This is a genomic window from Ilyobacter sp., assembly GCF_041583315.1.
Lineage (GTDB): Bacteria > Fusobacteriota > Fusobacteriia > Fusobacteriales > Fusobacteriaceae > Ilyobacter.
Map to the genome: position 1 here is coordinate 1 of NZ_JBFHGC010000085.1, position 6,932 is coordinate 6,932.

Sequence of the window (6,932 nt, forward strand, 5' to 3'; positions counted from 1 at the left end):
GCCTTTTTATATTTATTATTTCAGTATTTCCCTGTATCTGATCTCAACCATTCTTCCCACTATGTTAAAGTCATCGGTGCTTTTTATTGCAATGTTAGAGTATTTATCGTTTATACTCTCCAGAACCAGCTTGTTCTTATTTAGCTTTAGCACTTTAACATAAGCCTCGTCATTCAGGTTGCTCACCAATACTATTTATGAAATTGGATAGGCTACAATAAGTTGGACACAGGTTCGATTCCCGTCATGATAAGACACAGAGTTAATAAACATAATAGTTACATATCTTATTTTTACAGAACATTTACAATATCTACATATTCTTTTAACAAGCTTCAAGTATGATTACTATATAATAAAAAATTAATTTTAAGGGGGAACTTAGAAATGTTGAAAAAATTACTTTTAGGTGTATCAGTATTATTATTAGTAGCGTGTGGAGAAGCAAAAGTTAAATCAGAAATTGTACAGATCACAGGATCAGATACCATCCTTAACGTAACTCAACAGCTTTCTGAAGCTTACATGAGTGGAAACAAAGACGCTAGAATAGCAGTAACTGGTGGAGGATCTGGAGTAGGTATTGCAGCAGCAATCAACGGAACTACAGATATAGCTATGGCTTCTAGAAATGCAAAAGAAAAAGAACTTAAGGGTGCGGAGGATGCAGGAAGAGCACTTGAAGAGATCGTAATCGGATGGGACGGACTATCTGTAATAACTCACCCAAGTAACCCTGTAAATGTACTTTCTAAAGAAATTATCGGTAAAATATTCTCAGGAGAGATAACTAATTGGAAAGAGGTTGGAGGAAAAGACGCGTCAATAGTCCTTCTGTCGAGAGATTCATCATCTGGAACACATGTATACTTTAAAGAAGATGTAGTGAGAGGTGGGGATAAGAATTCTAAAAAAGAATACGCTGATGAAACACTTTACTTACCATCAAACACGGCTATCGTTCAAGAAACAGCTGCAAATGAAAATGCCATAGGATACGTTGGAATGGCGTACATTGATGCTACTGTAAAATCTTTAGCTGTAGATGGAGCTGAGCCAACTGTAGAGAATGTGGCTACTAAAAAATATCCAATTGCAAGAGAACTTTTCTGGTATGTACCAGTTAAAAGATCTCAAGTTATATCAAACATTGTAGAATTTACTCTTTCACCAACTGGACAAGCTATCGTAGCTAAAGAAGGGTTTGTACCTGCAAAATAACTATATTTAAAACTCCCAAAAAATTCTTGGGAGTTTTTTCTATTTTTTAGTGCTTCGAAATCAATTTAAAATAGGAGAATAGATCGCTTTATTTAGATAATACAGTTTTTTTTAGCCATAAAATCGATTAAATCTAACTATAGTTGGGTATATCTTTATAGATTTTACATATTCTTTACATAAAATTTATAACTCTAAAACATAAGGATAGTAAAATATCCATAAGATGTAAAAATAAAATAATAAAGGAGAAATAATGGATACTAGAAAAATAAAAGATACCTTTATGAAACATAGTATTTTTGGAGTTGCAGCCTTTAATATTATTATAGTTTTTGCAATATTTTTCTTTGTTTGTAGCAATGGAATAAAGTTTTTTCATGAGGGAAGTATTACAGATTTTTTTACAGGAAAAACCTGGATACCTCTTTCTGATCTTTACGGTTTTCTACCTCTTTTAGCAGGAAGTTTCTGGGTGAGTATAATAGCCCTTGGAATATCCGTGCCCCTTAGTATTTTTACAGCAGTGTATATATCAGAATATGCAAGTAAGAAAACGAGAGAAATTTTTAAAATTTTGATTGAAACTATGTCAGCTCTACCATCTGTAGTACTAGGGTACATCGGATTGTATCTGTTTTCTAACGTTATAAAAGATTTTTTCGGATTGGATTCAGGTCTTACAGCCTTAAATGGTGGAATACTTCTTGCCCTAATGGCCATACCTACAATGGTTAGTATAGCTGACGATGCTATCATGGCTCTTGATAAATCCTATAAAGAGGCTTCCCTTGCAATGGGAGCTAACAAATTAGAAACAATAGTAAAGGTTCTTCTTCCAGCTGCATTTCCAGGAATTTTTGCTGGAATAATGTTAGGTTTCGGAAGAATTATAGGAGAAACAATGACAGTGCTGATGGTAACAGGAAATGCACCAATTTTAAATTCTGGACCTTTAACGGCAGTAAGAACATTAACAGCAACAATAGCTGCAGAGATGGGAGAGGTAACAACAGGGGATAAACATTATTACTCGCTATTTGCAATAGGTATGATATTATTTGCCATAAGTTTTTTAACGAATACCGTTGCGGATTATTTTATCCATAAATCTAGAAAAAATATTGGATAAGCAAGGAGAGATAAATGAGTATATTAAAAGGTAGAGGAAAAAATATAATAGAAACTACAATAAAAATAATGGGAATATTTTCTATAGTTCCTGTATTGGGGATATTTGCCTACATTATTTTTAAGGGATTACCAGCAATAACATGGTCTTTTCTTACAGATGGACCAACCAACGGGATGAGATCGGGGGGGATATTTCCAGTAATAATAGGAAGTATACTTTTGACACTAGGAACTATAATTGCATCGGTACCATTTGGAATACTTACAGGAGTGTATCTGGTGGAATACTCCAAGGATAATTGGTTAAGAAGAGTTATTAACCTTACTATAGTAAACCTTGCAGGAATACCTAGTATCATATATGGACTATTTGGAATGGCATTCTTTGTAATAGGCCTTAAAATGGGAAGATCCCTTATAGCGGGTTGCCTTACTTTGGGAATAATGAGTCTTCCTGTAATAATTACAGCTACAAGAGAGGCGCTTCTTGCAATACCGAGAAACTTAAGAGAGGCTTCTCTTGCACTAGGAGCTACTCAATGGGAAACAACTTGGAAAATAGTGCTTCCAGCAGCACTTCCTGGAATACTCACAGGAATAATACTGAGTGTTTCCAGAGCAACTGGGGAAACAGCACCGATCATGTTTACTGCAGTTGCATTTTATCTTCCGTTTTTACCAGAGTCTTTGAGCGATCAAGTAATGGCACTACCATATCATCTCTACGTAATTTCAACACAGGTACCTAATATGCCAGAGTCAAATATGATGGGAACACTTTTTGTACTTGTATTTATAACAGTAGGTTTCAACCTGTTGGGAGCATTTGTAAGAAATAAATTCAGAAAATTCAGATAAAAACAATTACTAATTACGGATATAAAAAAAGCTATAAGAATTTTTGGGAGGAATGAAATAAAATGGAAAATAACATAAGACTTAGTGTTAAAAATTTTAATTTTTACTACGGTGACTTTCAAGCATTAAAAGATATCAATATGGACGTAGAAAAAAATAAAGTAACAGCCCTCATAGGACCTTCAGGATGTGGAAAATCTACATTTCTAAGATCTATCAACAGAATGAATGATCTTATAGATATATCTAAATATGAAGGAGTTATTGAACTGGACGGAGAAAATATCTTTGACAAAAAACATGATATAGTTGAACTAAGAAAAAAAATAGGAATGGTATTTCAAAAACCGAATCCATTTCCTAAAACGATATATGAAAATATAGTATATGGCCCTAAGCTTCACGGAGAAAGAGATAAGAAAAAACTAGATGAGATAGTTGAGGAAAGTCTAAAAGCAGTGGCACTATGGGACGAGGTCAGTGACAAACTTCACCAGTCAGCTTTAGGATTGTCTGGAGGGCAGCAACAGAGACTTTGTATAGCAAGAGCCATAGCTGTAAAACCAGAAATACTTCTTATGGATGAGCCTACTTCAGCTCTTGATCCCATCTCGACTCTTAAAATAGAGGAGCTTATAAGAACTCTGGAAAAGGATTACACTATAATTATAGTTACGCACAACATGCAGCAGGCAGCGAGAATATCTGGATATACAGGTTTTTTTTACCAAGGAATAATAGAGGAGTTTGGACCTACTGAAAAAATATTTACAAACCCAGAAAACAAAAAGACAGAGGATTATATTACAGGAAAATTCGGATAAGAAATCAATAAAATTTTATTAAATATTAGCATTAAAAATTTAAATATCGGAATTCTAAAATGAGGGGGAACTATGAAAAATTTACAAGAAAGAATAGATTTAGCAAACGAACATTTTATTGATATGGTTAAAAATGTAGGAAGACTACTGAGGATTGATATGGAGATGCTAAAAAACAAATCCTTTGAAAATTCCATTTATGGAGAGGCTATAGTAGTAGAGGACAGAATAAATTCCTATGAAGTAATGATAAAGGAAGAATCAATCGTAACTATAGCTATGTTCCAGCCAGCAGCAAGGGATCTAAGGTCGCTTTTAAGTATGTTGGAAGGAGTTAACATGTTAGAAAGAATGGGAGACCTTTTACTAGATAACATCCAGCTTATGAGACAGATGGAAAAAAATGGAGATCTTCACAAAAACTATCTGTACCTTGTGGAAGATATAGCAGAAAAGGTTGAAAATATATTTGATATATATACCACAGCTCTTATTGAAAGAGATGATAAACAGATCTATACCCTTCTTGCATTGGATGAAGATGTAAATGAGATAAGAGACCATACAGTAGAAAAGATAATTGCAGTAATGAAAGAAAATCCTGAAAATATTGAGTTTGGAAACTTGATTCTATTGACTACAAAAAAATATGAAAGAATTTCAGATAAAATCATGCAGCTTGGAAAAAGTCTAGCATACAATGTAAGCGGAAATAATTTGAGAAAACAGGAATTAATACAAAAAAAATAAAAGGTATGTTGAAATATAGGAGGATTTATGAAGGTACTGATAATCGAAGATGATGTTGAAATCCAGAATCTTGTAAGCTATTTTTTCAAAAATGAAGGTTACAAAGTAGAAGCAGTAAGTGATGGTTTAGACGGTCTTAAAACTTTGAAGACCTTCAAACCAGAACTTGTTATTCTAGATATAATGCTTCCTAGTCTTAACGGTAAGAACTTTACAAAGATAGTAAGAGATCTTCCTGAAGAATACGGTAATCCTTTCATAATAATGCTTACAGCTAAGACAGAGATAGAAGATGTGCTAGAAGGACTGGGATTGGGTGCCAATGATTATATGAAAAAACCTTTTGATCCGAGAGAGCTTGTTCTTAGAGCAAAAAGAATCCAATCAGGAGAGTCTAGAGCGGATAAAAAATATGTCTTTGCCGGTGTGGTTATAGATGATGACAGACACCTAGTTACTGAAAACGGAATAGAGATTGAGCTTTCTAAAAAGGAGTACGATCTTTTATATCTTCTTATTAGAAATAAAGGGATGGCGTTGTCTAGAGAAAAGATTTTAGACAAAGTTTGGCAAACCAACTACTATTCAGGGGATAGATCTGTAGATATCTATATTTCTAAATTGAGGGAAAAACTAAAGAGCATCTCTAAAAATATACGTACAGTGAAGGGAGTTGGGTACAAATTAGAAGAAAGGAAATAATAACTCTGATATTTATTTTGCTTTTAGAGACATTTTTCATTCGTACTAATATAATAAAGGTATCTGAACTTCATAATGAGTTGGCCAAAAGGACACTGGCATCCGATACAAACCTGATAGAAAACCTTGTAAAAGAAAACGGTAGAGAAAAGGAATTTAATTCTCTTTTAAAAGAGTAAATAAAAGGGTAACTATAATAGAGACAGACGGAAAAGTAATCTACGATTCTGAAATGTATACCAAAGAAGAAAGTATGGATTATCACAGGAGAAGACCAGAAATACTCGAAGCTTTGGCAAATGGAAATGGATTTGACGTAAGATACAGTGACACACTAAAAGATCAGAGAGCCTACTATGCAAAAGTCTTAAAAATTTTTGATGGAACTGAATATATAATCAGAACCTCTTTAAACTATGAAAGTGACTGGTAGTGTAAATATTTTTGTGTTTTTGAGTCCTTCTCTTGATTACTGAATGATACTGTTGTATCTATGTAATTAAGGGAGGGATTTTTTATGAGCAGAAAAGTTAAAAATATTAAACAAGTGGATAATTTAACAGGAGCTCTTCTGGAGCTCCTGTTAATGGATAGAAATCTAATTTTGATAAAATTTATTAGATAATTATGGTTGATGATTATCCATTATTTTTCTAATGCTTTTACTTACCTGGGTAGCCGAAACTGGTTTGATAAGATAATCATCGAGAGTTTTATCTTTCATATACTCTTCTAGAGGTTCATCAGAATATGCAGTTATTAAAATTGTTTTTACGCTGGGCTGGTTTCTTTTTATTTTTTTTGAGATTTGTATCCCTGTGATTTCAGGCATTGTAAGATCAGTAACTACCACATCAAAATTCTCCTTTATGTAATTGAATTTCATTAAAATTTCGTTACAGTCAGTCATACAACTCACATTATATCCCAGTTCATTCAGACCTTTTCTGAGCATCTCAGCAATATCTTTGTCGTCATCTATGATCAGAACTTTTTCTTTTCCGATAATACTGGCGGACTGCCAATGGATGTTATCAATAGTTTCATTTTCATTTGCTTTTGGGATGTATACATCAAATCTGCTTCCTATACTTTTTTTGCTGTATACATTTATCATACCACCGTGTTTACTAATTATCCCCTGCACTATTGAAAGTCCTAAACCGCTGCTTTTGTCTGATAACTTTTGGGTAAAAAATGGATCGAATATCTTTTCCATTATGTTTTCCTCTATACCGCATCCGTTGTCTTCAAAGGATAGTTTGATGTAATCTCTTTTATGGGATGTATTTTCATCCCTTCCTTCATGAGACTGATATTTCACACTGTCCATGGTTATTGTTAATGTACCCTGATTTTTTTCCTTCATTGCATTACAGGCATTTGTGCACAGATTTAAAATAACCTGGTGAATCTGTGTTTCATTGGCATAGATATTACCGC

9 protein-coding genes are annotated in these 6,932 nt (G+C 33.5%); 7 read left to right on the plus strand and 2 right to left on the minus strand.

Annotation, left to right across the window (positions count from 1 at the left end; all coding sequences use genetic code 11):
- Positions 1-15: 15 nt before the first annotated feature.
- Entirely contained in the window at positions 16-186 is a 171-nt protein-coding gene (locus ABZA26_RS04480; RefSeq protein ID WP_372713316.1) for a S24 family peptidase, read from the minus strand.
- 201 nt (positions 187-387) lie between these two features.
- On the opposite strand from ABZA26_RS04480, the gene ABZA26_RS04485 reads away from it, so the two are divergent.
- The 7 genes from ABZA26_RS04485 to ABZA26_RS04515 all read left to right on the plus strand — a co-directional run bounded on the left by ABZA26_RS04485 (position 388) and on the right by ABZA26_RS04515 (position 5,922).
- Positions 388-1,221 (plus strand): phosphate ABC transporter substrate-binding protein, encoded by an 834-nt coding sequence (locus ABZA26_RS04485; RefSeq protein WP_372713317.1) that lies wholly within the window; start codon positions 388-390, stop codon positions 1,219-1,221.
- A gap of 256 nt (positions 1,222-1,477) precedes the next feature.
- Positions 1,478-2,353 carry a phosphate ABC transporter permease subunit PstC gene (gene pstC, locus ABZA26_RS04490; protein ID WP_372713318.1) on the plus strand — a complete coding sequence of 292 codons (876 nt, stop codon included), beginning with the start codon at positions 1,478-1,480 and terminating at the stop codon, positions 2,351-2,353.
- Positions 2,354-2,367: 14 nt separating this feature from the next.
- Positions 2,368-3,213 carry a phosphate ABC transporter permease PstA gene (gene pstA, locus ABZA26_RS04495; protein ID WP_372713319.1) on the plus strand — a complete coding sequence of 282 codons (846 nt, stop codon included), beginning with the start codon at positions 2,368-2,370 and terminating at the stop codon, positions 3,211-3,213.
- Between the two features lie 62 nt (positions 3,214-3,275).
- Positions 3,276-4,037 carry a phosphate ABC transporter ATP-binding protein PstB gene (pstB, locus tag ABZA26_RS04500; protein WP_372713320.1) on the plus strand — a complete coding sequence of 254 codons (762 nt, stop codon included), beginning with the start codon at positions 3,276-3,278 and terminating at the stop codon, positions 4,035-4,037.
- 72 nt (positions 4,038-4,109) lie between these two features.
- Positions 4,110-4,787 carry a phosphate uptake regulator PhoU gene (locus ABZA26_RS04505; RefSeq protein ID WP_372713321.1) on the plus strand — a complete coding sequence of 226 codons (678 nt, stop codon included), beginning with the start codon at positions 4,110-4,112 and terminating at the stop codon, positions 4,785-4,787.
- Between the two features lie 27 nt (positions 4,788-4,814).
- A complete protein-coding gene (locus tag ABZA26_RS04510) occupies positions 4,815-5,489 on the plus strand; it encodes a response regulator transcription factor (RefSeq protein ID WP_372713322.1) in 675 nt (224 codons plus the stop codon).
- A gap of 232 nt (positions 5,490-5,721) precedes the next feature.
- Entirely contained in the window at positions 5,722-5,922 is a 201-nt protein-coding gene (locus tag ABZA26_RS04515) for a hypothetical protein (RefSeq protein ID WP_372713323.1), read from the plus strand.
- Positions 5,923-6,114: 192 nt separating this feature from the next.
- Here the strand turns inward: ABZA26_RS04515 and ABZA26_RS04520 are convergent.
- Positions 6,115-6,932, minus strand: an 818-nt coding sequence (locus tag ABZA26_RS04520; protein WP_372713324.1) for an ATP-binding protein, incomplete at its 5' end; no start/stop codon positions are given.

Coding starts and splice junctions, on each gene's coding strand:
- ABZA26_RS04510 (WP_372713322.1), top strand. CDS start 4,815: ATGAAGGTACTGATAATCGAAGATGATGTTGAAATCCAGAATCTTGTA.
- pstC (WP_372713318.1), top strand. CDS start 1,478: ATGGATACTAGAAAAATAAAAGATACCTTTATGAAACATAGTATTTTT.
- pstA (WP_372713319.1), top strand. CDS start 2,368: ATGAGTATATTAAAAGGTAGAGGAAAAAATATAATAGAAACTACAATA.
- ABZA26_RS04505 (WP_372713321.1), top strand. CDS start 4,110: ATGAAAAATTTACAAGAAAGAATAGATTTAGCAAACGAACATTTTATT.
- pstB (WP_372713320.1), top strand. CDS start 3,276: ATGGAAAATAACATAAGACTTAGTGTTAAAAATTTTAATTTTTACTAC.
- ABZA26_RS04515 (WP_372713323.1), top strand. CDS start 5,722: ATGTATACCAAAGAAGAAAGTATGGATTATCACAGGAGAAGACCAGAA.
- ABZA26_RS04485 (WP_372713317.1), top strand. CDS start 388: ATGTTGAAAAAATTACTTTTAGGTGTATCAGTATTATTATTAGTAGCG.